27 protein-coding genes are annotated in these 25,496 nt (G+C 71.2%); 11 read left to right on the forward strand and 16 right to left on the reverse strand.

Translation table 11 applies throughout. The annotated features are described in order from the left end of the window. Positions 1-12: 12 nt before the first annotated feature. Positions 13-1,017, reverse strand: coding sequence for a cobalt-precorrin-4/precorrin-4 C(11)-methyltransferase (locus LV75_RS31180; RefSeq protein WP_253890947.1), 1,005 nt, complete (start codon positions 1,015-1,017; stop codon positions 13-15). Positions 1,018-1,136: 119 nt separating this feature from the next. On the opposite strand from LV75_RS31180, the gene LV75_RS31185 reads away from it, so the two are divergent. Next, the gene (locus LV75_RS31185; RefSeq protein WP_253890948.1) at positions 1,137-2,297 is read left to right on the forward strand and encodes an 8-amino-7-oxononanoate synthase; all 1,161 of its coding nucleotides are present in this window, start codon (positions 1,137-1,139) and stop codon (positions 2,295-2,297) included. A gap of 869 nt (positions 2,298-3,166) precedes the next feature. On the opposite strand, the gene LV75_RS31190 is transcribed toward LV75_RS31185, so the two are convergent. Together LV75_RS31190 and LV75_RS31195 are read right to left on the reverse strand one after the other, a co-directional pair. Beyond that, the gene (locus LV75_RS31190; RefSeq protein WP_253890949.1) at positions 3,167-3,601 is read right to left on the reverse strand and encodes a GNAT family N-acetyltransferase; all 435 of its coding nucleotides are present in this window, start codon (positions 3,599-3,601) and stop codon (positions 3,167-3,169) included. A gap of 13 nt (positions 3,602-3,614) precedes the next feature. Next, positions 3,615-4,382 (reverse strand): S1 family peptidase, encoded by a 768-nt coding sequence (locus tag LV75_RS31195; protein WP_253890950.1) that lies wholly within the window; start codon positions 4,380-4,382, stop codon positions 3,615-3,617. A gap of 126 nt (positions 4,383-4,508) precedes the next feature. On the opposite strand from LV75_RS31195, the gene LV75_RS31200 reads away from it, so the two are divergent. From LV75_RS31200 to LV75_RS31210, 3 genes are all read left to right on the forward strand, one after another. Then, a complete protein-coding gene (locus LV75_RS31200) occupies positions 4,509-5,420 on the forward strand; it encodes a M15 family metallopeptidase (protein ID WP_253890951.1) in 912 nt (303 codons plus the stop codon). 3 nt (positions 5,421-5,423) lie between these two features. Further along, entirely contained in the window at positions 5,424-5,750 is a 327-nt protein-coding gene (locus tag LV75_RS31205) for a YnfA family protein (RefSeq protein ID WP_253890952.1), read from the forward strand. A gap of 193 nt (positions 5,751-5,943) precedes the next feature. Then, positions 5,944-6,159 (forward strand): hypothetical protein, encoded by a 216-nt coding sequence (locus tag LV75_RS31210; protein WP_253890953.1) that lies wholly within the window; start codon positions 5,944-5,946, stop codon positions 6,157-6,159. Positions 6,160-6,620: 461 nt separating this feature from the next. Here the strand turns inward: LV75_RS31210 and LV75_RS31215 are convergent, their stop codons facing one another. Then, on the reverse strand, positions 6,621-7,670 hold the full coding sequence (locus LV75_RS31215; protein WP_253890954.1) for a M48 family metallopeptidase: 1,050 nt from the start codon (positions 7,668-7,670) through the stop codon (positions 6,621-6,623). 138 nt (positions 7,671-7,808) lie between these two features. Here LV75_RS31215 and LV75_RS31220 point away from each other — a divergent pair, with 138 nt between their 5' ends. Together LV75_RS31220 and LV75_RS31225 are read left to right on the forward strand one after the other, a co-directional pair. Then, entirely contained in the window at positions 7,809-8,345 is a 537-nt protein-coding gene (locus LV75_RS31220) for a YbhB/YbcL family Raf kinase inhibitor-like protein (protein WP_253890955.1), read from the forward strand. Between the two features lie 58 nt (positions 8,346-8,403). Beyond that, complete coding sequence (locus tag LV75_RS31225; protein WP_253890956.1) at positions 8,404-9,792, forward strand: mycothione reductase; 1,389 nt, start codon at positions 8,404-8,406, stop codon at positions 9,790-9,792. Positions 9,793-9,804: 12 nt separating this feature from the next. Here the strand turns inward: LV75_RS31225 and LV75_RS31230 are convergent, their stop codons facing one another. Further along, complete coding sequence (locus tag LV75_RS31230; RefSeq protein ID WP_253890957.1) at positions 9,805-11,061, reverse strand: CynX/NimT family MFS transporter; 1,257 nt, start codon at positions 11,059-11,061, stop codon at positions 9,805-9,807. A 47-nt stretch (positions 11,062-11,108) separates the two neighbouring features. On the opposite strand from LV75_RS31230, the gene LV75_RS31235 reads away from it, so the two are divergent. Then, on the forward strand, positions 11,109-11,783 hold the full coding sequence (locus tag LV75_RS31235; RefSeq protein WP_253890958.1) for a FadR/GntR family transcriptional regulator: 675 nt from the start codon (positions 11,109-11,111) through the stop codon (positions 11,781-11,783). Positions 11,784-11,790: 7 nt separating this feature from the next. Here LV75_RS31235 and LV75_RS31240 read toward each other — a convergent pair whose 3' ends face one another. Then, positions 11,791-13,311, reverse strand: a complete 1,521-nt coding sequence (locus LV75_RS31240; protein WP_253890959.1) for a cobyric acid synthase — start codon at positions 13,309-13,311, stop codon at positions 11,791-11,793. A 48-nt stretch (positions 13,312-13,359) separates the two neighbouring features. Between LV75_RS31240 and LV75_RS31245 the strand changes: the two genes are divergently transcribed. Continuing rightward, positions 13,360-14,070 carry a hypothetical protein gene (locus LV75_RS31245; RefSeq protein ID WP_253890960.1) on the forward strand — a complete coding sequence of 237 codons (711 nt, stop codon included), beginning with the start codon at positions 13,360-13,362 and terminating at the stop codon, positions 14,068-14,070. Here LV75_RS31245 and map read toward each other — a convergent pair. From map to dxr, 6 genes are all read right to left on the reverse strand, one after another. After that, positions 14,057-14,914, reverse strand: a complete 858-nt coding sequence (map, locus tag LV75_RS31250) for a type I methionyl aminopeptidase (RefSeq protein ID WP_253890961.1) — start codon at positions 14,912-14,914, stop codon at positions 14,057-14,059. The genes LV75_RS31245 and map overlap by 14 nt on opposite strands. Before the next feature lie 24 nt (positions 14,915-14,938). Beyond that, positions 14,939-16,741 (reverse strand): penicillin-binding transpeptidase domain-containing protein, encoded by a 1,803-nt coding sequence (locus LV75_RS31255; RefSeq protein ID WP_253890962.1) that lies wholly within the window; start codon positions 16,739-16,741, stop codon positions 14,939-14,941. 56 nt (positions 16,742-16,797) lie between these two features. Continuing rightward, on the reverse strand, positions 16,798-17,655 hold the full coding sequence (locus tag LV75_RS31260; protein ID WP_253890963.1) for a GNAT family N-acetyltransferase: 858 nt from the start codon (positions 17,653-17,655) through the stop codon (positions 16,798-16,800). Between the two features lie 86 nt (positions 17,656-17,741). Next, on the reverse strand, positions 17,742-18,905 hold the full coding sequence (ispG, locus tag LV75_RS31265) for a flavodoxin-dependent (E)-4-hydroxy-3-methylbut-2-enyl-diphosphate synthase (RefSeq protein ID WP_253890964.1): 1,164 nt from the start codon (positions 18,903-18,905) through the stop codon (positions 17,742-17,744). Between the two features lie 55 nt (positions 18,906-18,960). Next, positions 18,961-20,175, reverse strand: coding sequence for a M50 family metallopeptidase (locus LV75_RS31270; protein WP_253890965.1), 1,215 nt, complete (start codon positions 20,173-20,175; stop codon positions 18,961-18,963). Between the two features lies 1 nt (position 20,176). Next, positions 20,177-21,445: a 1-deoxy-D-xylulose-5-phosphate reductoisomerase gene (dxr, locus tag LV75_RS31275; RefSeq protein WP_253890966.1), complete on the reverse strand. Its 1,269-nt coding sequence runs from the start codon at positions 21,443-21,445 to the stop codon at positions 20,177-20,179. 198 nt (positions 21,446-21,643) lie between these two features. On the opposite strand from dxr, the gene LV75_RS31280 reads away from it, so the two are divergent. From LV75_RS31280 to LV75_RS31290, 3 genes are all read left to right on the forward strand, one after another. After that, positions 21,644-21,913: a GlsB/YeaQ/YmgE family stress response membrane protein gene (locus LV75_RS31280; protein WP_253890967.1), complete on the forward strand. Its 270-nt coding sequence runs from the start codon at positions 21,644-21,646 to the stop codon at positions 21,911-21,913. A 114-nt stretch (positions 21,914-22,027) separates the two neighbouring features. Then, positions 22,028-22,297, forward strand: a complete 270-nt coding sequence (locus LV75_RS31285) for a DUF2631 domain-containing protein (protein ID WP_253890968.1) — start codon at positions 22,028-22,030, stop codon at positions 22,295-22,297. Positions 22,298-22,589: 292 nt separating this feature from the next. After that, positions 22,590-23,078 (forward strand): beta-class carbonic anhydrase, encoded by a 489-nt coding sequence (locus LV75_RS31290; protein ID WP_253890969.1) that lies wholly within the window; start codon positions 22,590-22,592, stop codon positions 23,076-23,078. A 36-nt stretch (positions 23,079-23,114) separates the two neighbouring features. Here LV75_RS31290 and LV75_RS31295 read toward each other — a convergent pair whose 3' ends face one another. The 4 genes from LV75_RS31295 to LV75_RS31310 are packed head-to-tail and all read right to left on the reverse strand — an operon-like array spanning position 23,115 to position 25,411. After that, positions 23,115-23,459, reverse strand: a complete 345-nt coding sequence (locus tag LV75_RS31295; protein WP_253890970.1) for a type II toxin-antitoxin system PemK/MazF family toxin — start codon at positions 23,457-23,459, stop codon at positions 23,115-23,117. Then, a complete protein-coding gene (locus tag LV75_RS31300) occupies positions 23,453-23,698 on the reverse strand; it encodes a CopG family transcriptional regulator (protein ID WP_253890971.1) in 246 nt (81 codons plus the stop codon). The genes LV75_RS31295 and LV75_RS31300 overlap by 7 nt, the downstream gene beginning before the upstream one ends. A 39-nt stretch (positions 23,699-23,737) precedes the next feature. After that, entirely contained in the window at positions 23,738-24,844 is a 1,107-nt protein-coding gene (gene rlmN, locus LV75_RS31305) for a dual-specificity RNA methyltransferase RlmN (RefSeq protein WP_253890972.1), read from the reverse strand. A gap of 24 nt (positions 24,845-24,868) precedes the next feature. Further along, complete coding sequence (locus LV75_RS31310) at positions 24,869-25,411, reverse strand: hypothetical protein (RefSeq protein WP_253890973.1); 543 nt, start codon at positions 25,409-25,411, stop codon at positions 24,869-24,871. Between the last annotated feature and the right edge of the window lie 85 nt (positions 25,412-25,496).

A 25,496-nucleotide genomic window follows, 5' to 3' on the forward strand; every position in this document is an offset into this window, starting at 1 on the left:
CGCGAAGAGCACTCACTTCTTCGTGGTGCGGCGCGCGGTCGCCCGGGCGGTCTTCGGCGGCTGCTTCCTGGCCGCGGCGGTGCGCTTGACCACCGGCTTCGGCTCGGGAACGACTGCCTCGACCGGCTCGGGGCGGGTCTGCTCGGGCACGCCGGGGCTGTCGGTGATCCCGGTGTTCTCCGTGTCGGGGTTCTCGGCGTCGGGGGTCTCTGTGTCGGGGGCGCCGGTGTCGGTCTTGCGCGACCAGGAGCCCGCGGACCGCCACGACCGCGACGTCCACCGCTTGCCCTGCTCCCCCGCCACCGACCGCGGCGCGTACCCGGCCCTCGGCTTCGCCTGCCGCAGCACGTCTCCGACCAGGAACAGCGCGTGCCGCCACAGGTTGGCGCGCTTCACCTCGGCCACGAGCTCACCGATGGTGGTCCGCAGCACCTTCTCGTCCGCCCAGCTCACCTTGTGCGCCACCACCACGGGCACCTGCGGGTCCAACCCGGCTGCGGTCAACGCCTCGGCCAATTCCGCGGCCCGCGCGGCGGGGGCGTGCACGGCGAGGGTGCGACCGTCGGCGGCGAGGTCGCGGATGCGCTCGAAGTCGGCCTCGGTGGCCGCGTCGGTGATGATCGCGGTGTCGGCGCCCGCGGTCTCGGTGAGCGAGTTCCCGGTGGCCGCCACCGCCGCCGACACCGGCGACACCCCGGGCACCACCTCGACGTCGAGGCCGATCTTGACGCACAGCTCCCGCTGTTCGCGCAGGTCAGCGCAGTGCGCGGGGTCACCGGCGATCAGCAGGACCGCCTTCTGGTGCCTGCTCGCCAGCCCGCGGTAGCGCTCGGCGAGCTCGTCGGTCCCGAGCCGGGCGTGGTCGACCAGGTCGGCGTCGGCCCTGGTGTGCTCGCGCAGCCACAGCGGGTCCACCGCGCTCGGCGTGTAGAGCACCAGGTCGGCCTCGGCGATCCGGGCCGCACCGCGCAGGGTGATGAGGTCGGCCGCACCCGGTCCAGCTCCCACGAAACTCACGGCGCCACGCATTCCCCGACCGTATCGTCCTGCCCGCGTGCCCCCGCCCCCGCCCACCCGAGCCGGTGCCTACTCACCCCACCCACCCGCGCGCCTGGCCCGGTGTCAGACTCGTGCCCGTGAGCGACGCCCCCAACCCCGCCAACCAGGTGTTCGACTGGCTCGACGGCCACGCCGACGACCGCCGCAAGGCGGGCCTGAGCAGGCAGTTGCGGCCGCGCAGGTACGACTCGGACCTGCTCGACCTCGCTGGCAACGACTACCTGGGCCTGGCCAGGGACAAGCGCGTCGCCGGGGCCGCCGCGGCCGCCACCCTGCGCTGGGGCGCGGGGGCGACCGGCTCGCGCCTGGTCACCGGGACGACGGAGTTGCACAGCGAACTGGAGTTCGACCTGGCCCGCTTCTGCGGCACGCAGGCGGCACTGGTGTTCTCCTCCGGCTTCGCCGCGAACCTGGGCGCGGTCACCGCCCTGTCCGGCAAGAACTGCTCCATCGTCACCGACTCCCACATCCACGCCTCCCTCATCGACGGCTGCAGGCTCTCCCGCGCCGAGGTCGCCGTGGTCGGCCACAACGACCCAGCCGCAGCGGCCCGCGCCCTGTCCACCCGCCGAACCGACCGAGCCGTGTACGTCACCGACTCGGTGTTCAGTGTGGACGGTGACCTCGCCCCACTCGCGGAACTCGCCGCCGCATGCCGGGAAAACAACGCCGCCCTCATCGTCGACGACGCCCACGGCCTAGGCGTCCTCGGCGAAGGCGGCCGAGGAGCGGTGTCCGCTGCGGGACTCTCCAGCGACCCGGACGTGGTCACTACGGTGACGCTGTCGAAATCGCTTGGGGCACAGGGGGGCGCGGTTCTCGGTCCGCGCCGCGTGATTCGGCACTTGGTGGAGAACGCACGCAGTTTCATCTTCGACACGGGCTTGGCGCCCAGCAGCGTGGCAGCAGCATTGTCGGCGTTGAACGTCTTGAAGGAGGAGCCGGAGAGGGCCGAGCGCGCCCTGACCGTGGCAATGACCCTCGCAGAACGCCTCTCCGCCGCCGGACTCTCGGTAAGCGACCCAAGCGCGGCCGTGGTCTCCGTCCGAGCGCCATCACCGGACGCGGCACTCACTTGGTCCAACGACTGCCGAGCCGCAGGCGTCTGGGTCGGCTGCTTCCGCCCACCCTCAGTCCCGGACTCAATCTCCCGACTGAGGCTGACAGCCCGCGCCGACCTGACCGAGGGCGACATCGACCGAGCAGTAGACGTAATCACCCGCTGCGCACCCAAGTAGTTTCCCCCACCCGGAAGCCTCCGGCGCCAACCCGCCTGCCGTCAGTCCGCCCCAACCCACCTGGCCAGCCCCGGACACTCGGAAGCTGCGGCGCTATCTCAGCCCGCTCTCGTCGGCCCTGCCAACCCAGCCCCTGGACACTCGGACCCTGCGGTGCCAACTGGCCCCCCGTCAGGTCCGCCTCAACCCACTTTCCCAGCACCTGGACAGTCGGACTCGCTGGTGCCAACTGCTCGATGGGGTGGACCTGTTTTGTGTGGGGGGACGGCACCCGTAGCGTTTCCGCGCGGCAGGGCCAGTCTTTTCGGCCCCTGCTTTGCGGTTCTGCCACGGGTGTCGTAGGGGCCCCGCGCAAAACAGGTCCACCGCATCGAGCAAAGCTCGAAAATCGCGGATCAGATGCAATGCCGAAGGCGAGCCGTTCACCGGAGCCGAAGGCGGAGGCCCGAATCCCTTGCCCCGCACCCCCAGCAACGGCTGACGTCAAGATCAACCTGATCGAAAGCCCCCAAATACACAGCTTACCGCGCAGCACCGACAACCCGGGAGCAGTGAACAACGCCCTGTGGACAAACGGAACCGTTGTGGACAACCACCCGCCACAGAACGCTTCCGCAAGATCATCTACACCAAGAGCCCCCGATATACAGCCTACCGAGAACGCCCGACAGAACGAGACCAGCAACCGGATCCTGTGGACAGCAGAAGGCGTTGTGGATAACCAACCACCACAACCGCCCACCGCAAGATCAACTGAACCGAGAGCCCCCGATATACAGCTTACCGAGAGACACCGACAAACCGGCAGCAGCGACCACAGCCTGTGGACAAAAGAAGACGTTGTGGACAGCCCTCAGTACGATCAGCCGTCAGCACCCTGCTCGGCGCATTCGAACATGCAGGATTCCGTCTTCGTCGAACGGTTCTCCCTCAACCTCATACCCATGCCGCGCATAAAGCGACTGTGCATGCAGCTGTGCGTCCAGCACGCTCTCGTCCGCTCCGACGATCTCCAATGCGGCAGTCATGAGATGGCTGCCCAGCCCGGTACCCCGTGCATCTGCAGCCGTGCACACTCGGCCGATTCGCCGTTCGCCGCCGGGTGCGCCCAGGACTCGTAGGCAGGCCAAGGGAACAGACTCCGGCTGCCACCACACGTGCACCGTGTCGGGGAGCAGATCGCGCCCATCGAGCTCCGGATAGGGGCATTCCTGCTCCACCACGAACACATCGACCCGCAGCCGCAGGAGGGCGTAGAGGTCAACGGGGGTCAGGGCGGGGCCGGGGACGATGTGCAGGGTCACGGGGGCGTGGATATCACAGGTGGTCGCTGATCAGGTCCACGTAGGTCGAGACGCGGGTGTACACGCCCGGCTTGCCCGCCTCGGCGCAGCCCTGGCCCCACGAGGCGATGCCGACCAGTCTGCCGTCGACGACCAGGGGGCCGCCGGAGTCGCCTTGGCAGGTGTCGATGCCGCCTTCGGGCAGGCCCGCGCAGACCATCGGCGTGCTGCGGAAGCTGTCGTAGTCGGCGGCGCACTCGGTGTCGTCGACCATGCGGACCTCGGCGCCGAGCAGGTAGCGGGAGGCCGGGCCGGTCTCGGCGACGCGGCCCCAGCCGAGGATGGTGGCGGGGCGGTCGGCGGCGTACTGGGCCCAGTCGGCGGCCAGCGGCAGCGGGCGGTAGGTCACCCGCTGGGCGAGGGTGAGCACAGCCACGTCATCACCCAGGGTGACATCGCGGTAGTCGGGGTGCACCCAGATGTCCTTGACCTCGACGGTGGTGCCGTCGGTGCTCGCCTTGTCCTCGCGCCCGGCGACCACGCGGACCCGGTCGCGGGGGTAGGCCCGGGCGCAGTGCGCGGCGGTGACGACCTTGTCCCGGGTGACCAGGGTGCCGCCGCAGAACTGGAAGCCGTCGGCGGTGGCCAGGTAGACCACGTACGGGTGGTCGGCGATGGCGGCGCGCTGCCCGCCGACGATCTGCTGGCCCGCCTCGGCGCGGAAGAACTGGCCGAGGACCACCGCGGCGATGATCGCCAGGGCGGCCAGGGCACCGAGGACGCGGCGGACGTATCGCGCCATGGGGGTTGTCTCCTGTCGGCGGGGATGTGGGCCAGGGTCGACACGGTAGGTCAAATCGTCGGCGAACGGTTACTCTGCGCTGTCGCTCGAACGGGTGGAACTTCCCGGGTACGGCATGCTGGTGGCGTGCGTCGCTTCCTCACCGCGCTGTGCCTCCCGCTCGGCCTGCTGCTCACCACCACCGCGTGCGTGACCCCCGAGCAGCAACGCGCGGCCTCCGCCCCGGCGACACCCCCACCGCCCAGCACGACGCGATCAACCGCGCCCGCGACGACCACAAGCCCGCCCGCGGCGACCACCGCGGCACCCCTGACCACGACCCAGCCACCGACGACCCAGCCGCCAGTGTGGGTGGTCGGGGCGACGCCGCTGCCGCTGGGGCCGGACGGGTTCGGGAAGATCCTGCCGACACCGGCCGTGCTGGCGAACCGGTCGCTGCCGACGGCCGACCTCCTGCCGCCGCCCACGGGCGGGCGCTACGCGGCGACGGTCTCGCCGGTGCCGGACGCGGTGGCGCGGCGCAGCACCTGGCACGCCGGATGCCCGGTGGCGCTCGCGCAGTTGCGGTACCTGACGATGTCGTTCTGGGGGTTCGACGGGAAGCCGCACACCGGGGAGATGCTGGTCAACGCCACGGTCGCCCAGGACGTGACCCGGGTGTTCGAGACGCTGTTCGCGCAACAGTTCCCGCTCGAGGAGATGCGGGTGACCGCCCGGTCCGAACTGGACCTCGCGCCCACCGGCGACGGCAACAACACCGGCTCGTTCGTCTGCCGCGCGGTGCGCACCGGGACCACCTGGTCCGCGCACGCCTCCGGCCTGGCGATCGACATCAACCCCTTCTGCAACCCCTACACCAAGGGAAAATTGGTGCTCCCGGAACTCGCTTCGTCCTATGTGGACAGATCGAACCGCCGCCCGGGCATGGTCTTCGCTGGTGACGCCGTCGTCCGCGCGTTCACCGCGATCGGCTGGACCTGGGGCGGCACCTGGACCTCGCCGGTGGACCGCCAGCACTTCAGCGCGACCGGGGGCTGAGCCGTGCTGCGCTCGGCGGCGCTGTTCGCGGTGGCCGCCCTCGCCGAGATAGGCGGGTCGTGGCTGGTGTGGCAGGGCGTGCGCGAGGACCGGGGCTGGCTGTGGATCGCAGGCGGGGTCCTCGCCCTCGGGGCGTACGGGTTCGTGGCCACCCTGCAGCCCGACGCGCACTTCGGCCGGATCCTGGCGGCCTACGGCGGGGTCTTCATCGCGGGCTCCCTAGCCTGGGCCGTCGCGCTCGACGGGTTCCGCCCCGACCGCTGGGACCTGCTGGGCGCCGCGCTGTGCCTCAGCGGGGTCGCGGTGATCATGTACGCCCCGCGCGGGTGATCACCACCAGCCGGGACGTGTAACGCTGCGCACAGGACGGGCGACCCTGGAATGGACCGCGTGCTGCACCCGCGACACCGGGATCGGCCAGATGCCCCAACGGTGTTCGCCCAGCTCGACGCCGCGCGCGGCGGACACCGCGCGCCGCACCGATGGTGACGCACAGCGACCTGAGCACTCAGGAGGACCGGTGGTGACCAGCACGAAGACGACCCCGAAGACCGGCAGGCGGTGGTTGTTCCTCGCCGTGTGGCTGCTGTGGTTCGCGGTCGGGTTCCCCTACCCGGCCCCGAACTGGGAGCAAACCGGCGTGGCAGCGGCGGTAGCCACCGGCGCGGCAACCCTCATGGTGTTGGCCGCGACCGCGATCGGCTGGTGGCAACACCGCCCCCGCCGGACGCGCTCCTAAGCCCGACCACCGACGACGCGGCCTCACCCCGACCGCCGCTCGCGGAAGCCTCTGGTGCCATCGGTCCACGAGACGGTTTTGAGCAGGTCGCCACAGCCCCTGCTCGATGGGACCTGCACCACCCCCACCACCAACCCCGCCCCAACCTGCTCCTGCTCCTGCTCGATGGGGCAGCCGTGCTCAGCGCCACGCCCCCACCCTCACCCCCGCCAACTCCACCCCTGTTCTTGCTCGATGGGGCGGACTTGTTTTGCGTGGGTGGAGCGACACCCGTAGCGTTTCCTCGCGGCAGGGCCAGTCTTTTCGGCCCCTGCTGTGCGGACCTGCCACGGGTGTCGTAGGGGCCCCGCGCAAAACAAGTTCGCCCCATCGAGCCAACCGCACTCCCAACCACCCGCGGCCACACGGGATACCTGCCCCATCGAGCCCACCGCACGGCTACACAGCCAACGCCCGAGCCCCTAGTTGGCCGCGCTGTTGTCCGGTCGCGCGCCGAACTTGCTGAAGACCTTGCCCGCCGTGTCCGAGATCGTGGAGCCGACCGTGTTGAGCAGGCTGACCAGCGGATCGGTCGAGTTGGTGAACGAGTCCTTGTAGGACTTGGCCGCCGAGCGCAGGTCGTCGCCGAGGTTGCTGGTGGGGGCGTCGTCGTCGCGGCGCAGGTACTGGCCGGTGAGGATCTCGCGGTACTCGTCGGAGGCGGCCCAGCGCTGCAGCTGCGCGGCGCGCACGACCGAGAACGGGTGGCTCATGCCCTCGACGTTGCGCAGCTTGTGGATGCTGTCGCGGATGTCGTCCACCTCCTCGTACTCCTTGGCCTGTTGCAGGAACGACGGGATGTCGATCTGCGTGAGGTCGGTGGAGCCCGCCAGGTAGAGGTGGGTGCGCAGGGCGGCGGCCGGGTCCTGGCCCACTAGCAGGCCCGCGCGGTCCGCGGTGAGCTCCGCCTTGCGGAACCACTCGTTGAGCGCGGCGAGGATGGCCCGCAGCGCCAGCGCGCCCGGCGGCAGCAACGCCATCGTCTGCTGCATGTTGCGCAGCCGCAGCAGGATGGTGCGCAGCACCGCGTGGCCGGAGAGCACGTGGCCCATCTCGTGGCCGATGACCCAGCGCAGGCTCTCCGAGTCGATCGCCTCGACCAGCCCGGAGGTGACCACGATGAACGGCTCGTCGATGCCGATGGCCATCGCGTTGGCGTGCGGGCTGCGCTGGATGAACAGGTTCGGCGGGGTGTCGAGGTCGAGCACCTCGGCCGACTCCAGCCGCAGCTGGTTGATCTTCGGGTACTGCTTCTCACCGACCCGGATCGCCGAGGCGAGGGCCATCAGCCGCTCGCCGCGCTCGCTGAACAGGCCCGCGACGGTCTTGAGCACCTCGGCCAGGCCGGGCACGGCGCGCAGGGTCGCCATGGCGCCGCGGTCGGCCGGGTGCTCGTAGGCCCTCGGGCTGATCCGCGGGAACCGCACGCGGCTGGTCGAGCGCGATACCTCGTGCTCGGTGTTGTCGGTCACTGGTCATTCCTCCCCGGGTGTCAACCCCCACAGTAGGCCCGTCCGCGGTCCGTTTGGCGGAGTTCGTCCACAGGCGATCGAGAACCGGCCCGGCTAGGTTGGCCGGGACGATCACCCCCACTGGTTGCGAGGAACCCGATGAGCCTGGACCGCCCGGTCGCGCCCGACCCCTACGAGCTGCTGCCCCAGGTGGGCTCGTTCACCCTGACCTCAACCGACGTGCGCGACGGGGAACCGCTGAGCACCCGGTACGCGCACGGCTCGGCGGGCGGGGAGAACGTCTCGCCCCAGCTGGCCTGGGACGGCGCTCCCGACGGCACCAAGAGCTTCGTCGTCACCTGCTTCGACCCCGACGCCCCGATCCCCGGCGGGTTCTGGCACTGGGCCGCGGTCAACCTCCCCGCGAACACCACCGAGCTCCCCCAGGGCGCGGGCTCAGGCGACGACGGCCTGCCCGGGGGTGCCTTCCACGTGCGGACCGACTTCGGGTCCCGCGACTACGGCGGCGCCGCCCCGCCGCAGGGCGACCAGGTGCACCGGTACTACTTCGTCGTGCACGCGGTCGACGTCGAGGAACTGGACGTGGACCAGGACTCCAGCCCGGCGGTGGTCAGCTTCAACCTGGCCTTCCACACCCTGGCCCGAGCGGTCATCGCGCCCACCTTCGCGCACTGACCCCGGCCCGACCCCGCCGCCGGGAACACGGCCGGTCCCGATGCGGTTGGATGGGTTCGTGGCCCACTACGACCTGGTGATCATCGGGACCGGCTCCGGCAACTCGCTGCTCGACCCGCGGTTCGCCGACAAGCGCGTGGCGCTGGTCGAGCGCGGGGTGTTCGGCGGCACGTGCCTCAACGTCGGCTGCATCCCGACGAAGATGTTCGTGCACGCCGCCGACCTGGCCGCGGTGCCGGGGCACTCGGCGCGCCTGGGCGTGGACACCACGCTCGACGGGGTGCGCTGGACCGACGTGCGGGACCGGATCTTCGGCCGGATCGACCCGATCGCCGCGGGCGGGCAGCAGTACCGGGTCCAGCACCCGGACAACGCCAACGTGACCGTGTACGCCGGGAACGCCCGGTTCACCGGCGAGCGGACGCTGGAGATCACCCCCAACGACGGCTCCCCCGCCGAGACGATCACCGGTGACCAGGTGGTGCTGGCCGCGGGTGGTCGCGCGGTGGTGCCCGAGGTCGAGGGCATCCACGAGGTCGACTTCCACACCAGCGACACGATCATGCGCATCGATGAGCTGCCCCGGCGGCTGGTGATCCTGGGCAGCGGGTTCGTGGCGGCCGAGTTCGCGCACGTGTTCTCCGCCTTCGGCGTCGAGGTGACCGTGATCGCGCGCTCCGGCGCCCTGCTGCGGGCCGAGGACCGCGACGTCAGCCAGCGGTTCACCGAGCTCGCCCAGCAGCGCTGGGACGTCCGGCTGGACCGCAAGGCGCTGCGGGTCGAGCGGCACGACGGCGGGATCCGGCTGCACCTGGAGGGCCCGGGCGGCGCGGAGACCGCCGACGGCGACCTGCTGCTGGTCGCGACCGGTCGCACCCCCAACTCCGACCAGCTCGACGTCGCGGCGGCCGGGATCGCGGTCGCGCCGAGCGGGCACGTGGTCGTCGACGAGTTCCAGCGCACCTCCGCCGAGGGGGTGTGGGCGCTGGGCGACATCAGCTCGCCGTTCGAGCTCAAGCACGTCGCCAACCACGAGGCCCGGATCGTGCAGCACAACCTGCTGCACCCGCAGGACCTGCGCGCAGCGGACCACCGGTTCGTCCCGCACGCGGTGTTCAGCTCGCCGCAGATCGCCGCGGTCGGGATCACCGAGCAGGAGGCCGAGCGGCGGGGCATCCGCTGGGTCGCGGCGACGCAGACCTTCGGCGGGATCGCCTACGGCTGGGCGATGGAGGACGAGACCGGCTTCGCGAAGATCATCGCCGACCCGGACACCGCGCGGATCCTGGGCGCGCACATCATCGGCCCGCAGGCGCCGACGCTGCTGCAGCCGATCATCCAGGCGATGAGCTTCGGCCTGGACGCCCGGGAGATGGCGCGCGGGCAGTACTGGATCCACCCCGGCATGCCGGAGGTCGTGGAGAACGCCCTGCTCAACCTGTTCTGATCACCGCTCGCGCTAGACCGTGCGGGGCCTGCCCGCGGCCCAGCCCACCACGGTCTGCGCCGCGGTGACGGCCAGCACCAGCACCAGCGACGCCGACCAGTCGCCGGTGATGCCGCGCAGCAGCCCGAACAGGAACGGCCCGCACGCGGCGATCAGGTAGCCGAGGGACTGGGCCATGGCCGAGAGCGCGGCGGTGTCGGCCGGGTCCTCGGTGCGCAGCGCGAGCACGGTGATGGCCAGCGAGAACACGCCCATGCCCACACCCGCGAGCAGGCTCCAGGCCAGCGGCGCCGCCGCGGGAGCGACCAGCAGGCCGACCAGACCGAGGCCGCCGACGGCGGTGAGGCTGGAGATGAGCGCCGACTGCGACCGCATGCGGACCGCGAGCGGCGGGAACAGCAGTCCGGTCGGGACCCCGAACAGGGTGCAGATCCCCAGGTAGAGGCCCGCGGTGGCGCGGTCGACGCCCGCCTCGACGAGCATCTCCGGCAGCCAGCCCATGATCACGTAGGCGACCAGCGCCTGGAGGCCGAAGAAGATCGTCACCGTCCACGCCAGCCGGTTGCGCAGCAGCGACCGGCGCGGCTTCGGTGCTTCGGCGGCGACGTGGTCCGCGTGCCGGGCCGCCGCGCTCCACAGCACGACGGCGGCGACCGCGAGGAGCGCCCACGCTCCCAGGGCCAACCGCCAATCGCCGAGTGCGCTGTTGAGCGGCGGGGTCAACGCGGCGCCGATAGCGCCACCTCCGGACAGGGCGCCCATGTAGATGCCCGTCACCATGCCCAGCCGGTGGGGATAAGACTGCTTGATCACAACGGGGAGCAGCACGTTGCCCAGGGCGATGCCCGCGCAAGCGAGCAGGGTGCCGCCGAGGACCACGGCAGGTCCATCGAGCACGCGAATCACGAGTCCGGTGGTGAGCAGTGCCAACGCCCAGCCGACGGCCCTGGCGATGCCGAAGCGCCTGTTCAGCCTGGGTGCCAGGACGCCAGCGGCGCCGAAGCAGACGACCGGGAGCGCGGTGAGCGCGCTGGCCCAGGCGTGGCTCGCGCCGACGGACCCGCGCACCTGCTCCAGCAGAGATGCGAGACTGGTGACAGCGGGTCGTAGGTTCACCGCCGCGAGAGCGACCCCGATGATCAGCAACGGTGTGCCGACCAGAGCCGTGCGGGCACTGTTTGAGGTCGGGTGCGCCGACTGTGCCCCACGCGGCGGGGTCGGCGTGGCAATCTTGACGTCCTCGGCGCTGCGCCTGCGGTGGAGCGTCACGGGTCGAGTATCACAAACATAGGATGTTTGGCTGAAAGGATGGCGCTGTGCCGTTGGCCACTACCCGGCGTTCCGGCCTCGTCGACCAGGTGATCGAGCAGATGCGCGCGGCGATCACCAGCGCGGAGTGGAAGGTCGGCGAGCGCATCCCCACCGAGCCCGAGCTGGTCACCGCGCTGGGCGTGGGCCGCAACACCGTCCGCGAGGCGGTCCGCGCGCTCTCGCACGCGGGCCTGCTGGAGGTCCGCCAGGGCGACGGCACCTTCGTGCGCGCCACCAGCGAGTTCTCCGGCGCGGTGCGCAGGCTGGCGGGCACCGAGCTGCGCGACGTGCTGCAGGTCCGGCGCACGCTGGAGGTCGAGGGCGCCCGGCTCGCCGCGGCGCACCGCAGCGACGAGGAGCTCACCGAGCTGACCGAGCTGCTCGACGCCCGCGACCACTCGATGTCCGCCCGCGACTACGAGGTCGGCATCGACCAGGACGCGGCGTTCCACCTCGCGGTGGTGCGCTGCTCGCACAACCCGCTGCTGGCCGAGCTCTACCAGGGCCTCACCGAGGTCGTGCGCGCCTCGGTCGCCTCGACCGTGAGCACCAAGCCCAACCTGGCCACCGTCGACCACCAGCGGCTGCTGTCGGCGATCCGCGACCGCGACAGCGACCGCGCCGCCGCCGAGGCTGGCGGGTTCCTCGACGAGCTCATCGCCGACCTGGACACCGACTAGTCCCACCTCAGGCCCCCGGCGGCAGGGTGCGCAGGCCGGTGGGGGCACCGGTGTCGATCAACCGGCGCACGGCACCGGTGTCGAGGTGCTCGGCCACCAGGTCGCCGAGGAGGTCGAGTTGCGCCTGCCGCGCCGCGGCGAAGTCGACGGTCGCGGCGGGCCGGAAGCCGTCGCGGCCCGCGCGGTCGGCCGCCCAGCGCAGGAAGGCCCGGCGCGCGGCGTCGTTCTCCAGCAGGCCGTGCCAGTGGGTCCCCAGGACCGAGCCCACCACGGCACCCTCCACGTCGCCGTCCGGGAGATCGACCAGTCCCGGGACGTCACCCCGCCGCGAGACGCGACCGTGGTGGATCTCATAGCCAACGGCGGGCTCACCGAAGACGACGCCGGTTGGCCGGGCGAGGGTCTTCTCCCGGGCGAACTCGACATCCACATCCACCAGTCTTAGTCCCTCGACGATCCCGGCGCCTGATTCGACCCGGTCGTCTATCTGCCGGGACAGCATCTGGAAGCCGCCACACACGCCGAGCACCGGTAGGCCCTTCTCCGCGTGGGCGACCACAGCGTCGGCCAAACCGGTGCGGCGCAACCACGCCAGGTCGTCCACGGTCGACTTCGAGCCGGGTAGGACAACTACGTCCGCGTCGGCCAACCGGGACGGCTCGGTGACGAACCGGACCGACACCCCCGGCTCACACGCCAAGGCCTCCACGTCGGTCGCGTTGGAGATCCGGGGAAGCCGGACGACCGCGACCCTCAGCCACTGGGAGCCCAGCGGAGGCGCGGGCCGTCCCACCACTCCGTCGGCGGCGTAAGAGAGCGAATCCTCCGCATCTAGCCAGAGTTCCTCGCGCCATGGCAGTACGCCGAGCACGTCGCGGCCGGTCAAGTCGCGCAGTTGACGCAGGCCCGGCTCCAGCAAGGCAGGGTCGCCGCGGAACTTGTTGATGACGAACCCAGCGATAAGCGCCTGATCCGCGGCATCTAGCAAGGCGAGCGTGCCGTAGAGGTGCGCGAAGACGCCGCCGCGGTCGATGTCTCCGACAACGAGCACCGGCAGGTCTGCCGCACGCGCCAGGCCCATGTTGGCGATGTCGTTGGCGCGAAGGTTGATCTCGGTGGGCGAGCCTGCCCCCTCACACACGACCACCTCGAAGTCCTCACGCAAGCTCGCGAGCGTCGTCAGGACTGTCTGCATCAGCTCGGCTTTGCGGTCCCGGTAGGACAAGGCGGAAGCGAAGCCGGTGGGCTTGCCGAGAACGACAACCTGGGACGTGCGATCGGAGCCCGGCTTGAGCAGCACCGGGTTGAACCTGACGCTGGGTTCGAGGCCGCACGCCGCCGCTTGGACGGCCTGGGCGCGGCCGATCTCACCGCCGTCGAAGGTGACCATCGAGTTGTTGGACATGTTCTGCGCCTTGAACGGCGCGACCCGCACGCCCTGCCGCAGCAACCACCGGCACAGACCCGCGACCAGGACGCTCTTCCCGGCGTCGGAGGTCGTCCCGGCGACCAACAGCGCACCCGGCACCGCGTCCCCCTCCCCGTCGCTCCCGCCAGCCTGCAATCATCTTCGGTTATGCCCGTCTCAGCGGTCACCGCAGTGTTGGTGCACAGCCCGTACCTGGGTCCGGCAAGTCTCCGACCGCTGGCCGACGCGCTCGCCGCGCTCGGCCACCCCACCGTAGTGCTCGACCTGCTGCCCAGTGTCGCGGCCGCCCCCGTGCACCAGCGGCTGATCGGCGCGTTCGCCGACGCGCTGTCCGACGCCGCGCTCACCGGCCCGATCGCGCTGGTCGGGCACGGGGCGGCCGGGCCGCAACTGCCCGCGTTCGCCGAGGAGCTCGAGGACGACGTCCGCTGCCTGCTCTACCTCGACGCCGACCTGCCCACCCCTGGCCGGAGCTGGCGCGAGATCCACCCGAAGGCCTACGCCGAGCTGCGCGGGCGCGGCAGGGACAACCTGCTGCCGCGCTGGCCGAAGTGGTCCGACACCGACCCGCTCGACGCCATCGCCGACGCGGACCTGCGCGCCGAGATCGCCGAGGAGGCGCCCGAGGTGCCGCTGGTGTTCCTCAAGGAGGACCGGCCCAGCGTGCTGTGGACCGGGGCGGCCGGGTACGTCCAGCTCTCCGCCGAGCACGCCGCCGACGCCGAGGCCGCGCGCGGGCTCGGTTGGCCGGTGCGCGGCGCGGACCTGCACCACCTGGCGGTCGCGACCGACGCGGAGCCGGTCGCGACCCTGGTGCTGGAGGTCCTGCTCGGGTCGCTGGCGGCTACGGGAGGGTGAGGATCTCCGAGCCGGTGTCGGTGACCACCAGGGTGTGCTCGAACTGCGCGGTCCAGGACTTGTCCCGGGTCGTGGCGGTCCAGTCGTCGGGCCACATGTCGTAGTCGATGCCGCCCAGGGTGATCATCGGCTCGATGGTGAAGGTCATCCCCGGTTCCATCACGGTCCGGTCGGTGAGGTCCTCGTAGTGCAGCACCACCAGTCCACTGTGGAACGAGCGGGCGATGCCGTGCCCGGTGAAGGCGCGCACCACCCCGTACTCGAAGCGCTTGGCGTACTTCTCGATGACCCGGCCGATGACGTTGAACTCGCGGCCGGGGCGCACCGCGGCGATGGCGCGCATGGTCGCCTCGTGCGTGCGCTCGACCAGCAGCCGCGCCTCCTCGCGCACCTCGCCCGCGAGGAAGGTGGCGTTCGTGTCGCCGTGCACGCCGCCGATGTAAGCGGTCACGTCGATGTTGACGATGTCGCCGTCCTCGATCACCGTCGAGTCCGGGATGCCGTGGCAGATCACCTCGTTGAGCGACACGCAGCAGGACTTCGGGAAGCCGCGGTAGCCCAGCGTCGAGGGGTACGCCCGGTTGTCGAGCAGGAACTCGTGCACCACCGCGTCGACCTCGTCGGTCGTGGCGCCCGGCTTGACGGCCTCGCCGCCCGCCCGCAGCGCCTGGGCGGCGATCCGCCCGGCGACCCGCATGGCCTCGATGATCTCCGGCGGCTGGACCCACGGGTCGGTGTTGCGCGCGGGCGCGGGGCGGTCGACGTACTCGGGCCGGACGATGGTGGACGGCACGACCCGGCGGGGCGTCTGCACGCCGGGCGTCAACGGGGCACGAACGGACATGCCCTCCACCCTACGACCCCCGGATCAGCCCAGGGCGGCCAGGAACCGGCCCGCCGCCTGCACGGCGGTCCCGGACTGGCCGACATCGGTCAGCAGCACCGCGAACGCCACATCGCCGCGGTAGCCGACGAACCACCCGTGTGAGTGCGTGCCGTCGCCGAACTGGGCGGTCCCGGTCTTGCCGCGCACGTCCCCGTAGGGCTTGAGCGCGGTGGCCGTGCCGCTGGCGACGACCTCGGCCATCATCGCGCGCACCGGGTCGAGCACGGCGGCGGGAACCGGGTCCCCGCCCGCGTCGGACTTGGTCTCCACGCCGCGCACCAGCACCGGCTTGGGCACCGCGCCGGAGGCCACCGTCGCGGCGACCACGGCCATGCCGAACGGGCTCGCGACCACCTTGCCCTGGCCGAAGCCGTCCTCGGCGCGCTCGGTCTTGCCGCTGGCCGGGGGCACCGACCCGGTGATCGTGGTCACCCCGGGCACGACGTAGTCCACGCCCAGGCCCAGCCGCCTGGCCATCTCGGTGAGGTCGGCCGGGCCCATCGCCAGGGCCAGTGTGGCGAAGGTGGTGTTGCAGGAGAAGGCGAACGCGCTGCGCAGCGGGATGACGCCCTTGTCGAACTTGCCGCTGTTGGGGATCTCGCGGCCGTCGACCACGGTCGTGCCCGGGCAGCCGAGCGGGGTCTCCGCGGTCGCCTTGCCGGAGGAGATCGCCTCGGCGGCCGTCACGATCTTGAACGTCGAGCCGGGCGGGTAGCGGCCGGTGAGCGCCAGCGCACCCTCCTTGTCGGCCGGGTCGTTCTGCGCCACCGCGAGCAGCTCACCGGTGGAGGGCTGGATCGCCACGATCATCGACGGCGTCGCCTCACCGGCGATGGCGGCCTGCGCGGCGTTCTGGGCCTTCTTGCTCAGGGCCAACTGCACCGCCTTCGCGGGCTCGGCTGCCTTCGCGTAGAGCTCCTCCCCCTCGGCGCCCGCGCTGTCGACGGTGTAGACCCGCCACCCGGACTTGCCCTGCACCTGCTCCTCCACGACCTTGCGGATGGCGGGCAGCAGGGTCGGGGCGAACTTGCGGTCCACCGCCAGCAACCGGAACGTCGAGGTGAACCGCACCCCCGGCAGCTCGTAGATCAGCGGCCGGACCTTCTGGTAGTCCGCGTCGCGCAGCGCCACCACCTGGTAGGGCTGCCCGTCGGTCTTCGAGGCGAGGTCGAGGATGGACTCCGCGGTGATCGTGGCGTCGATGCCCGAGAGCGCCTTGGCCAGCTCGCCAGCGACCGCGTTGGCGTCACCGGCCTTGGCGGGCTCGAACAGCACCGAGATGACCTTCTCCGGCTGCAGCACCGGCTCCCCGTCGCGGTCGAGCACCGGCGCCAGCTGCGCGTCGGCGTCCTGCACCGCCAGGGTCTGCTGCGCGGCCAGCTTCGGGTGCAGCACCGCGGGCTCCCAGTGCACCTTCCACGCGTCGTCGTGCCTGCGCAGCTCGAAGAACGAGTCGTAGGCCCACAACCGGCCCCGGCCCAGGTCCCAGGTGAGCTGGTAGGTCACCCGCGCCGTGCCGTCGCCCGCCTCCACCCGGCTCACCTGGGCGAGCACCGTGGACGGCTTGAGCGCACCGCGCACCTTGTCCATCAGCGCCTTCGCCGACTCGGCCGAGTCGGTCTGCGCCGAGGCGGAGGCGGTGTCACCGCCTGCGAAGGCGGCCACGAACTGGTTGGCGGCGTCCTGCGGCTGCGGGTCCGAGCCGAACAGGCCGCAGCCGGGGAGCGGGAGCACGGTCAGCACCGCGGCGAGCAGCACGGCGGGGCGACGGAGTGAGGCACGCACGGCCGCAGTATGCCCAATGCGGGCCGCCCAGCGGCGCGAACCGGCAGGCCCGGTGCTCAGAACAGCACGGTGGCGTACTGCCCGACCTGCGCGAACCCGATCCGGTCGTAGACCGCGCGGGCGGGCGCGTTGTAGCCGTTGACGTAGAGGCTCGCGGTCCGGCCCATGCCGCTGACCAGCCGCTGCGCCACCGCCGCCGTGCCCGAGGCGCCCAGGCCGTGGCCGCGCCGGTCCGGGTGCACCCACACGCCCTGGATCTGCCCGACCTTGCTGGACATCGCGCCGATCTCGGCCTTGAACACCACGTCGCCACCCTCGAAGCGGGCGAACGCGCGGCCCGCGGCGATCAACTCGGCCACCCTGGAGCGGTAGCCCGCGCCACCGTCACCCAGGCGCGGGTCGATGCCGACCTCCTCGATGAACATGCGCACCGCGGCGGGCAGGTAGCGGTCCAGCTCGTCCGGGCGCACCGGCCGCACCAGCGGGTCCGGCGGCACCAGCGGGGCACTGGAGATCGACATCAGCGGCTGGTCGGCCCGCACCTCGCGCGCCGGGCCCCACTCGGCCTCCAGCTCGGCCCACAGGCCCATCACCTGCTCGGCCGGACCCACCATCGACGAGCACATCCGCCTGCGCCGCAGCGCCCGGTCGGCGAAGGCGCGCAGGGCCGAGCGCTTGCCGCGCAACGGGATCAGGTTCGGCCCGGCGAAGCACAGCGCCTCGAGCCTGCCCGCCGGGCGCAGGCCGCGGATGTCGCAGCCCCACAGCTCACCGCCCAGCCGCCACGGGTCCAACCCGGCCGTCTCGATCCGCGCGGCGACCATGCAGGACGCGACCGGGTCGGCGGTGAGCACAGCGCGCACCGCCTGGCCATCCCGCTCGTCGAGCAGTCGCGCTCCCGCTAGCCGCAACACGTCCACCAGCGTGCCAGAAAGGTGCCCACCGGGAAAACGGACCGACCCGGCCACAACCCGGCCAGCCCAACCGGTGCGCGCCCCGCTCAGCCGATGGCGACCACCGTCGGGACACCGGTCTCGCCGTCCACCGGCTCGCCCATCTCCTCGGCCAACCGCATGGCCTCCTCGATCAGGGTCTCCACGATCTGCGCCTCGGGCACGGTCTTGATCACCTGGCCCTTGACGAAGATCTGGCCCTTGCCGTTGCCGGAGGCCACCCCCAGGTCGGCCTCGCGAGCCTCACCCGGTCCGTTCACCACGCAGCCCATGACCGCGACCCGCAGCGGCACCGACATGCCCTCCAGACCCGCGGTGACCTGGTCGGCGAGCTTGTAGACGTCCACCTGCGCGCGCCCGCACGACGGGCAGGAGACGATCTCGAGCTTGCGCGGCCGCAGGTTGAGCGACTGCAGGATCTGCGAGCCGACCTTGACCTCCTCGACCGGCGGCGCCGAGAGCGACACCCGGATCGTGTCGCCGATGCCCTGGCGCAGCAGCGCGCCGAAGGCCACCGCCGACTTGATGGTCCCCTGGAAGGCGGGCCCCGCCTCGGTGACGCCCAGGTGCAGCGGGTAGTCGCACTGCTCGGCGAGCAGCTCGTAGGCGCGCACCATCACGACCGGGTCGTTGTGCTTGACCGAGATCTTGATGTCGTGGAAGTCGTGCTCGGCGAACAGCGACGCCTCCCACAGCGCCGACTCGGCCAGCGCCTCCGGGGTCGCCTTGCCGTACTTGGCCAGCAGCCGGGGGTCCAGCGAGCCCGCGTTGACCCCGATCCGGATCGGGGTGCCGTGGTCGCGCGCGGCGTGCGCGATCTCCTTGACCTGGTCGTCGAACTTGCGGATGTTGCCCGGGTTGACCCGCACCGCCGCGCAGCCCGCCTCGATCGCGGCGAAGACGTACTTGGGCTGGAAGTGGATGTCGGCGATCACCGGGATCTGCGACTTGGCGGCGATCGCGGCCAGCGCGTCGGCGTCGTCCTGCGACGGGCAGGCCACCCGCACGATGTCGCAGCCGGACGCGGTCAGCTCGGCGATCTGCTGCAGCGTCGCGTTGACGTCGGCGGTGACGGTGGTGGTCATCGATTGCACCGAGATCGGGTGGTCGCTGCCCACCCCGACCGACCCCACCTGCAGCTGGCGGGTCTTGCGGCGCTCGGCGAGCACCGGCGGGGGGGTGGCTGGCATGCCGAGCATCACGTCGGGCATGGGGGCCTCTCTGGGTTGAACAAAGGCTGGGTTGAGCAGACTGGGTTGAACACGGTCATTGCAGTCGGATCGGGTTGACGATGTCGGCGGTCACCGTGAGCAGCACGATCGCGCCGCCGATGATGACGAGCACCATGGTCACGCCAGCCAGCCGGTTGTAGTCGACCGGACCGGCGGGGGCCTTGCCGCGCGCCTTGCGCAGCAGGTCGCGCACCCGCTCGTAGAGGGTGATGGCGATGTGGCCGCCGTCGAGGGGCAGCAGCGGCAGCAGGTTGAACACGCCGACGAAGAAGTTCAGCATCGCCAGCATCAGCACGAAGATCTCCCAGACGCCCTTCTCGGCGGCGTCGGCACCGATGATGCTGGCGCCCACCACGCTGACCGGGCGCTCCGGGTCGTCCTCGCCGCCGATGGCGCGGATGACCGCCGGGATCTTCTCCGGGAAGCGCATCAGGCCCTCCCAGGTGGCGGCGAACATCTCGCCGGTGAACACCACCGTGCCGGAGAACCCGGAGGCCGCGCCGTACTGGAAGTAGGAGCCCTTGCCGACGCCGATGGCGCCGACGTCGTTGACCTGGTTGTCGGTGCCCGGCTTCGCGGTGACCGCGGCGCGCTTGACGGTGGCGACGTCGACGGTCAGCGTGCGCCGCTCGCCGTCGCGCTCGACGACGAAGGTGCTCTGCCCGCGCAGGTCGCGGATCGTGCCGACCAGCTGGGTGAAGGAGTCGACCGCGCGCCCGTTGACGCTGATGATCTCGTCGCCGGGCAGCATGCCCGCGGCGACCGCGGGCGAGGGGTCGGCCGGGGTGCACTCGGTGATCTTGAGGGTCTTCGGGTCCTGGGTCGGCGCGGCGCAGCTGGTGCTGCCGATCAGCGGCCGGTCGGTGGTGTTCGGCAGGCCCATGGTGACGGCCATCAGGTACAGGATGATGAAGCCGAGGATGAAGTGCGTGATCGACCCGGCGGCCAGCACCACGACGCGCTTCCAGGTGGCGAAGCGCCACATCGCCCGGGGGGACTCCTCCGGGGTCACCTGGTCGAGCGCGGTCATGCCCGCGATCTCGCAGAAACCGCCCGCCGGGATCGCCTTGAGGCCGTACTCGGTCTCACCCCGGCGGAAGGAGAACAGGGTGGGGCCGAAGCCGATGAAGTAGCGGCGGACCCGCATGCCGAACGCCTTGGCGGTCAGCATGTGCCCGGCCTCGTGCAGCGCGACCGACGCGCAGATCCCCAGCGCGAACAACACGAGCCCCAGCAGCCAAACGAACACGTCAGTCCCTTCCCGACCCCGCGGCGGCGCGCGGGGCAGCAGTCACCGCGAGGAGCTCTCGCGCGCGGGCGCGGGCCCAGTGCTCAGCGGCGAGCACCTCCTCGACCTCGCGCGGCGCGCCATGCCAGGCGGCGGCGTCGTCGAGTACCCGACTCACAGTGTCCACGATGACTGTGAAGGTGGTGTCGCCCCGTAGGAAAGCGGCGACGGCCTCCTCGTTCGCGGCGTTGAAGACCGCGGGCAGGCAGCCGCCGGTCTCCCCCGCGGCCCTGGCCAGGCGCACGGCGGGGAAGGTCTCGTCGTCGAGCGGCTCGAAGGTCCACTGGGTGGCCTTGGACCAGTCGCAGGCCCGCGCGGCCCCGGGTACCCGGTCCGGCCAGGCGAGGGCGAGCGCGATGGGCAGCTTCATGTCCGGCGGGCTCGCCTGGGCCAAGGTGGAGCCATCGGTGAAGGTGACCATCGAGTGCACGATCGACTGCGGGTGCACTACGACGTCGATGCGGTCGTAGGGCACGCCGAACAGCAGGTGCGCCTCGATCAGCTCAAGCGCCTTGTTGACCAGGGTCGCCGAGTTGATGGTGATGACCGGGCCCATCGCCCAGGTGGGGTGGACCAGCGCCTGCTCGGCGGTGACGTCGACGAGCTCGGCGCGGGTCCGGCCGCGGAAGGGGCCACCGGAGGCGGTCAGCACCAGCCGGTCGACCTCGCCCGCGCTGCCGCCGCGCAGCGCTTGGGCCATCGCGGAGTGCTCGGAGTCGACCGGGACGATCTGGCCGGGTTTGGCCGCGGCCAGCACCAGGTCACCACCGGCGATCAGCGACTCCTTGTTGGCCAGGGCGAGGGTGGCGCCCGAGGCCAGCGCCTTGAGGGTCGGCGCGAGCCCCTGCGAGCCGGTGATGCCGTTGAGCACGATGTCGGTGGGCACCGCCTCGATCAGGTCGGTGACCGCGTCCGGGCCCGCGAAGAGCTTGGGCATGGCGAAGGCGCCCTGGTCGTAGCCCGCTTTCTGCGCGGCCGCGTAGAGCGCCAGCTGGACGTCGGGCGCGGCGGTCGCCCTGGTCACGGCCACCGCGCGCACCCGGTGGCGCAGGGCCTGCTCGGCCAGCAGCGCCGGGTCCGACCCGCCCGCGGCGAGCCCGGCCACGGTGAACCGGTCGGGGTTGGCCGCGACGAGGTCGAGCGCCTGGGTGCCGATCGAGCCGGTCGACCCGAGCACGAGCAGTGAACGCCGGGGACCGCCCGACGCGAAGGATGCAGTCATCACCGCCATTGTTCCCGATGTCTGGACACGCTCGGCAACCAGCACGGGCTGATGTCCTCCGATCGTGGCACCCGCCGGGTTGGGCCAAACGGCGCAATCCGAAAAAAGTTCCGCTCCGAAGGGGTGAACTTCGCGCGGACCGGGCACTTCACCGGCAGCGCGGAAAGATCGTCGGGAAATGCCGGCGATCATGTGGAAGGAGCTTCGATGGGCATTCTCGGCTGGATCGTCCTCGGTTTGGTCGCCGGTCTCATCGCCAAGGCCATCATGCCTGGTAAGGACCCCGGTGGCATCATCGTCACCATCCTGATCGGCATCGTCGGCGCCATTCTCGGCGGTTTCATCGGAAACGCGATCTTCGGCGGCGGTCTCGGTAATTTCTTCGACCTGCGAACCTGGCTGCTGTCGATTCTGGGCGCGGTGATCCTGCTCGCCATCTACCGGGCGGTCACCGGTCGTGGCCGGGCCAGGGTGTAGCCGAGCGACACCTGTCACACGCCGAGGGCGCCGTGGGTCACCACGGCGCCCTCGGCGTGTCCGGGGTGTGGCAGGATTCCGGGCGTCAGCGGTACACCGGCCAGGAGGAACACAGTGGCGAACACGGAGCTGGAGAAGCGGAAGACCACCGCGGCGGGCACCGTGACCCCCGCGGAGGAGCCGTCGGCGGAGTGGGGCTGGCACGGGTCGTTCCCCAAGGGGACGCTCATCGCCGGGGTGTTCACCGGGCTGGCGATGTTCGTGATGCTGGTGGGCAACCACCACGGCCGCACCGAGGACCTGTGGCTGATCGGCATCGGCCTCACCACGCTGGCCGGGGTCGCGTGGAAGATCCACAAGAACCGGACGTCCTGGCGCCGGTAGCGTTCGGGGCAAACGAGCGAGCGGATTGGTGGTTACGCCGCCGCCCACTTGGTGGTCATCTGTTGCCGCTATGCACATGTGCGCAGTTGGCTGTGGGTCATGCGCCCCTCCCACCTGGAGCCGTTCTGGCCGTCGCGGCGGCCGCGGCTGTACGACGAAGCGTGTCCGGGGGCCGCGCGGGTGCTCAGCTGACCCGCGTGGCCGTGCCGTCCCAGCCCATCCCGACCGACTCCGGCTGTTGACGGGTCGCGCCGGGGTGGTCCACACCCGACACAGCACCCCCGGAGACCACATGTCCATCACGGACGACCTGCTCGCCAACAACGCCCGCTACGTCGAGACCTTCGAGGGCCCGCTCCCGCTGCCGCCGGCCAAGCACGTCGCCGTGGTGGCGTGCATGGACGCCAGGATCAACGTCTACGGCGTGCTCGGCCTCAACGAGGGCGAGGCGCACGTCATCCGCAACGCGGGCGGCGTCGTCACCGAGGACGAGATCCGCTCCCTGGCCATCAGCCAGCGCCTGCTGGGCACCCGGGAGATCATCCTCATCCACCACACCGACTGCGGCATGCTCACCTTCTCCGACAAGGACTTCCGCGACGGCATCCGCGACGAGACCGGCGTCCGCCCGGCCTGGTCCTCGGAAGCCTTCGACGACCTGGAGACCGACGTCCGCCAGTCCATCGCCCGGATCAAGGCCAGCCCCTTCATCCCGCTCACCGACTCCGTCCGCGGCTTCATCTTCGACGTCGCCACGGGGAAGCTGAACGAGGTCGACTAGCGCCCTCGGGGACGCGACCCCGGTCGCGTCCCCGCTTCACAGGGCGAGCACGCGGCGAAGCCCGGCGTCCACATCCCGCATCAGGACCAGGGGCACGTCCCCCACGTGCTCAACCAGGTCGGTCTTGTTCAAGGTGACCAGCGCGGTGACGTTGACGACCGAGTCCCGGGCCAGTCCGGTCGCCGACGCGGGCAGGAAGACGTTGCCGGGCGCGGCGGCCAACCGGGTGTTCGACGTGACGACCGCCGCGAGCACCGTCGCCAACCTGCTCGCGTTGTACGGGTCCGCCTGCACGACCAGCACGGGGCGCCGCTTGGCCGGACGAGAACCGTCTGGCTCGCCGAGGTCCGCCCAGTGGATCGCCCCTCTCTCGATCACCACTCGTCATCCGCGGCGGCGAGGACGCCCCGACCCGAGGCGACGGCGACAGCAGCGGAGTCATCCTCGCCGATGATGTCGAGCGCGTCGTTGATCTCGCCGGTCAGGGACTCCTGTTCAAGGTGCCTCAGGTAGTGCTGCGCAGCCCGGACGTAGAATTCGGAACGAGTGACACCGAGGCATTTCGCACCGCGCTCCACCTGGGTGAACGTCTCGTTCGGCACTGAGATCGCCGTCTTCATGGGTTGAGTATAACCGGGTATTACCGGTTCGACAACGCCTCAGCCCTCGGCGGCGAGTTGGCCGCAAGCAGCGGCGATCTCCTGGCCGCGGGTGTCGCGGACCGTGCACTCCACGCCCTGTTCCTTCACCCGGCGCACGAACTCGCGCTCCACCGGCTTCGGGGACGCGTCCCACTTCGAGCCCGGGGTCGGGTTCAACGGGATCACGTTCACGTGCGCGAACTGGCCCAAGTGCTTGCGCAACAGCTTGCCCAGCATGTCCGCACGCCACGGGTGGTCGTTGATGTCACGGATCAAGGCGTACTCGATCGACACCCGCCGACCGGTCTTGTCGGCGTAGGCGCGGGCCGCCTCCAGGACCTCGGCGATCTTCCAGCGGTTGTTCACCGGCACCAGCGTGTCGCGCAGCTCGTCGTCCGGGGTGTGCAGTGACACCGCGAGGCGGACCTGCATGCCCTCTTCGGTCAGCTTCCGGATGGCGGGCACCAGCCCCACCGTGGACACCGTCACCGAGCGCTGGGAGATGCCGAAGCCGTCCGGAGCCGGGTCGCAGATTCGGTGAATCGCCGACAAGACCCGGGAGAAATTGGCGAGCGGTTCACCCATGCCCATGAAGACGATGTTCGACAGCCTGCCCGCGCCGCCCGGCAGTTCGCCGTCGCGCATCGCCGCGGCGCCGAGGCGGACCTGTTCGACGATCTCGGCGGTGGACAGGTTGCGCTGCAGCCCGCCCTGGCCGGTCGCGCAGAAGGGGCAGGCCATGCCGCAGCCCGCCTGGCTGGAGATGCACAGGGTGGCCCGGTCCGGGTAGCGCATGAGGACGCTCTCGATCAGCGTCCCGTCGTGCGCCTTCAACAGCGCCTTGCGCGTATTGCCGTCGTCGCACGTCACAGTGCGCAGTTCGGTGAGCAGCGGCGGCAGCAGTTCGTCGGCGAGCCGGTCACGGGCGGCCGCCGGGATGTCGGTCATGGCCGCGCGGTCGGCGGTGAGCCTGCCGAAGTAGTGCGTGGAGAGCTGGTTCGCCCGGAACGCCTTCTCCCCCAACGAGGTGACCGCTTCGCGGCGCTGCTCGGTGGTGAGGTCGGCGAGGTGCCGGGGCGGGAGACCGCGCCGGGGGGCGTCGAAGACGAGCGGGAGTGAGGTCATGGCGACTCCATTGTCCCACGTCCGCTAACGGCAGTTGGGCGCGGCGTCGGTGGCGTTGGCGAGGCTGGGCGGCAGGTCTGCCGCCTTGATCAACCGGGCGGCGCGGTCGAGCGCGCTCACCGCACCGCCGAAGCGCTGGACGGCCGACGTGAGGACCTCGGTGGTCAGCGGGGTGGCGGCGCGCACCTCGTCGCGGGCGGTGGCGATCGCGCCGCGGGCCTCGGTGAACGACTCGATGAGGTCGCGGATCAGCGGGTCGACCTCGGGCGCGGGTGCCGGGCGCAACGCCCGCAGGTCGGCCAGGGCCGCGTCGAGCACGCCGACCAGCCGCCCGGTGACGTCGAGGAACTGGCGCTTGAGCACGGCCGGGTCCGCGGCGGTGATCGGCTCCTGCGCCGTCTCCCCCGCCGTGACCAGCAGTTTCCCCATCCCGCAGAACCGGTTCACCCACCTGGCTTCCGGGCTGTCCGCGGCGACGACGGGGGTGTCGACAGCGACCGGCGCCCCGACGACCGGCACGGCGCACGAGGACAGGGCGATCAGGCAGCCGACCAGCAGGAACCGCACGCCTCGATCATCGCACAGCAACTGGGCGTTGCATCGCGACATGTTCCGATATATCGTTGAGCTATCGCGAGCGACCGGCTCGCGG

It is taken from the genome of Actinokineospora diospyrosa (assembly GCF_024171925.1).
Classification (GTDB): Bacteria; Actinomycetota; Actinomycetes; order Mycobacteriales; family Pseudonocardiaceae; genus Actinokineospora; species Actinokineospora diospyrosa.

What these genes read in the sequence shown, in the direction of transcription:
- rlmN (WP_253890972.1), bottom strand. Translation starts at nt 24,844, where the DNA reads ATGACCTCACTCCCGCTCGTCTTCGACGCCCCCCGGCGCGGTCTCCCG.
- LV75_RS31290 (WP_253890969.1), top strand. Translation starts at nt 22,590, where the DNA reads ATGTCCATCACGGACGACCTGCTCGCCAACAACGCCCGCTACGTCGAG.
- LV75_RS31245 (WP_253890960.1), top strand. Translation starts at nt 13,360, where the DNA reads ATGCCCGTCTCAGCGGTCACCGCAGTGTTGGTGCACAGCCCGTACCTG.
- LV75_RS31195 (WP_253890950.1), bottom strand. Translation starts at nt 4,382, where the DNA reads ATGGCGCGATACGTCCGCCGCGTCCTCGGTGCCCTGGCCGCCCTGGCG.
- LV75_RS31280 (WP_253890967.1), top strand. Translation starts at nt 21,644, where the DNA reads ATGGGCATTCTCGGCTGGATCGTCCTCGGTTTGGTCGCCGGTCTCATC.
- LV75_RS31300 (WP_253890971.1), bottom strand. Translation starts at nt 23,698, where the DNA reads ATGAAGACGGCGATCTCAGTGCCGAACGAGACGTTCACCCAGGTGGAG.
- ispG (WP_253890964.1), bottom strand. Translation starts at nt 18,905, where the DNA reads ATGCCCGACGTGATGCTCGGCATGCCAGCCACCCCCCCGCCGGTGCTC.
- dxr (WP_253890966.1), bottom strand. Translation starts at nt 21,445, where the DNA reads ATGGCGGTGATGACTGCATCCTTCGCGTCGGGCGGTCCCCGGCGTTCA.
- LV75_RS31220 (WP_253890955.1), top strand. Translation starts at nt 7,809, where the DNA reads ATGAGCCTGGACCGCCCGGTCGCGCCCGACCCCTACGAGCTGCTGCCC.
- map (WP_253890961.1), bottom strand. Translation starts at nt 14,914, where the DNA reads ATGTCCGTTCGTGCCCCGTTGACGCCCGGCGTGCAGACGCCCCGCCGG.